We start from the raw sequence: 1,750 nt of genomic DNA on the forward strand, positions 1-1,750 counted from the left end.
CGATCTCGGCCTGGAGTTCTGGCACGACCTGGAACAGGTCGCCGACGAGGCCGTAATCGGCGACCTGGAAGATCGGTGCGTCCTCGTCCTTGTTGATGGCGACGATGACCTTCGAGTCCTTCATGCCGGCGAGGTGCTGGATCGCCCCGGAGATGCCCACCGCCACGTACAGGTCCGGCGCCACCACCTTGCCGGTCTGTCCGACCTGCCAGTCGTTCGGCGCGTAGCCGGCGTCGACCGCCGCCCGCGACGCCCCGACCGCGGCGCCCAGCGTGTCGGCCAGGGGCTCGATCAGCGCGTGGAACTTCTCCGACGAGCCCAGCGAGCGGCCGCCCGAGACGATGATCCGCGCCGCGGCCAGTTCCGGCCGGTCCGACTGGGCGATCTCCTCGCCCTTGAAGCGCGCGCCGCCCGCCGCCGGCACCGCCGCCGACACCGGCTCGATCGGGGCGGGCGCACCGCCCTCGGCCGCCGCCTTGAACGCCGCCGTGCGCACCGTGATCACCGTCTTGCCCGCGGGGGTCTGGACGGTCTGGATCGCGTTGCCCGCGTAGATCGGCCGCTCGAACGTGTCGGGCGCGACCACCTTGATGATGTCGGAGACCTGCGGGACGTCCAGCAGCGCGGCCACCCGCGGCAGCACGTTCTTGCCGGTGGTCGAGGCCGACGCCAGGATCGTCGCGTACGGCCCGGCGATCGACGCGATCAGCGCCGCCACCGGCTCGGCGAGGTCGTGATCGTACGCGCCGTCCTCGGCGAGCAGCACCGTCTCGACGCCGTCCAGCTTGGCCGCCGCCTCCGCCACCGGCCGGGAGCCGGCGCCCAGAACCAGGGCGTGGACCGGCGCGCCGATCGCCCGGGCGGCGGTGAGCGCCTTCAGCGTGCCGTCCTTGATCTGGCCGCTGCCGTGCTCGACGAAGAGGAGTGTCGTCATGGTCGTCGGGTGTCCTTGAGGATGATGGCGCGCGGCTCGACCGGCACGGGAGCCGCGCGAAGCGGATCAGATGACGCCGGCCTCGACCTTGAGCTTCTGGACGAGCTCGGCCGCCGAGGCGACCTTGACGCCGGCGGAGCGGCCCGGCGGCTCGGCGGTCTTCAGCACCGTGAGCCGCGGGGTCACGTCGACGCCCAGCGCGTCGGGCGCCAGCTCCTCCAGGGGCTTCTTCTTGGCCTTCATGATGTTGGGCAGGCTCGCGTAGCGCGGCTCGTTCAGGCGCAGGTCCGTGGTCACGATCGCCGGCAGCGTCAGGCTCACGGTCTGCAGGCCGCCGTCGACCTCGCGGGTGACGTCGAGGCTGCCCGCCCCGGCCTCGATCCTGTACGCGAAGGTGCCCTGCGGCCAGCCGAGCAGCGCGCCGAGCATCTGGCCGGTCTGGTTCGAGTCGTCGTCGATCGCCTGCTTGCCGAGGATGACCAGCTCCGGGCCCTCCCGCTCGACCACCGCCTTCAGGAGCTTGGCGACCGCCAGCGGCTCGCAGGCCACCTCGGTCTTCACCAGGATCGCCCGGTCGGCCCCCATCGCCAGCGCCGTGCGCAGCGTCTCCTGCGCCGCCTGCGGACCGATCGACACCGCAACGATCTCGCTGACCGTGCCCTTCTCCTTCAGACGGATCGCCTCCTCCACCGCAATCTCGTCGAACGGGTTCATCGACATCTTCACGTTCGCCAGCTCGACCCCGGAGCCGTCCGCCTTCACACGGATCTTGACGTTGTAGTCCACCACCCGCTTCACAGGCACCAGAACCTTCAT

The 1,750-nt window shown here is 71.2% G+C and carries 2 protein-coding genes; both read right to left on the reverse strand.

Going from position 1 to position 1,750, the window contains the following annotated elements:
- A partial coding sequence (locus tag MKK82_RS09550) for an electron transfer flavoprotein subunit alpha/FixB family protein (protein WP_238294254.1) occupies positions 1-934 on the reverse strand: 934 nt, incomplete at its 3' end.
- 66 nt (positions 935-1,000) lie between these two features.
- The gene (locus MKK82_RS09555; RefSeq protein WP_238294256.1) at positions 1,001-1,750 is read right to left on the reverse strand and encodes an electron transfer flavoprotein subunit beta/FixA family protein; all 750 of its coding nucleotides are present in this window, start codon (positions 1,748-1,750) and stop codon (positions 1,001-1,003) included.

Source organism: Methylobacterium sp. E-046 (assembly GCF_022829625.1).
Lineage (GTDB): Bacteria > Pseudomonadota > Alphaproteobacteria > Rhizobiales > Beijerinckiaceae > Methylobacterium > Methylobacterium longum.